Genomic DNA, 870 nt, shown 5'->3' with positions numbered 1-870 from the left:
CCTGCCGCCTCGAAAACGGGCTTGCTGTACCAGACCGCACGAGTATCTGTGCCCAGGGAAACGGCATAGATGCTTCCGTCGTCGCTGGCCCCCGCAACCTTGGCGGCGTCGGTGAACTGATCCCAGTCTTCCCACCCGGAAACGTACTCATCAAGGTTGAGGAGGTACCCAGCATCCGCGTCAGCTCGCAACGTGGTGGTGTCTTCATAGAAAATGTCTGGTGCAGTCGCTGCTGAGCGCTGCGAGAGGGCGAGTTTGGTTTTGTAGTCGTCATCTGTTGCTGCAATAGGTTGCAACTCGACGGTCACTCCCTCGTGCGTCGCCTCGAAGTCCGCCTTGGCTGTTGTGAAAAGCGTGTCGAGAGCCGTGAAGGCGTCAGTCTTGATGTAGGCGACCTTGAGTATCTTTCCTTCGCTGTCGGCTGGCGCCGACCCTGCCGTGCTGAGTATTCGAGTCTCTGAGCCCCATCCGATCGTGCGCTTGAGCCCCACTGGTCGTGCGGAAGAGCACCAGTGGTGGTGTGGCTCAGCACCACAGGTGCTCCCCGTCACGGATTACGCGGTCGCAAGGGCGGCTTGTTCCCTCATGTTGTAGGTGCCGGTGTCGACCCAGGTGGTGTTGTGGATTATGCGGTCCATGATGGCGTCGGCGTGAACGCCGGCGCCGAGGCGTTGGTGCCAGTCCTTCTGTTGATACTGGGTGCAGAACACCGTTGAGGTCTCGCCGTAACGGCGCTCCATCAGCTCCAGCAGCATTGTCCGCATCGATTCCGTCGGCTTATCCAGCAGCCACTCATCGATGACCAAGAGCGTGAAGGCGGCATACTTCCGCAGGAATTTGCCGGCGCCACCCGTTGTATCCTGGGCGGCG

Annotated in this window: 2 protein-coding genes; both read right to left on the bottom strand. The window is 60.2% G+C overall.

The window, feature by feature from the left end; translation table 11 throughout:
• The coding region (locus JF66_RS21385) for an extracellular solute-binding protein (RefSeq protein ID WP_369798093.1) at positions 1-449 on the bottom strand (449 nt) is incomplete at its 3' end.
• Between the two features lie 105 nt (positions 450-554).
• Positions 555-870, bottom strand: a 316-nt coding sequence (locus tag JF66_RS21380) for an ATP-binding protein (RefSeq protein WP_035881039.1), incomplete at its 5' end; no start/stop codon positions are given.

Origin of the sequence: Cryobacterium sp. MLB-32, from assembly GCF_000738085.1 — a bacterium.
Lineage (GTDB): Bacteria > Actinomycetota > Actinomycetes > Actinomycetales > Microbacteriaceae > Cryobacterium.
Note: the sequence above shows the minus strand (reverse complement) of the source record. Positions and strands in the feature narration are given on the sequence as shown.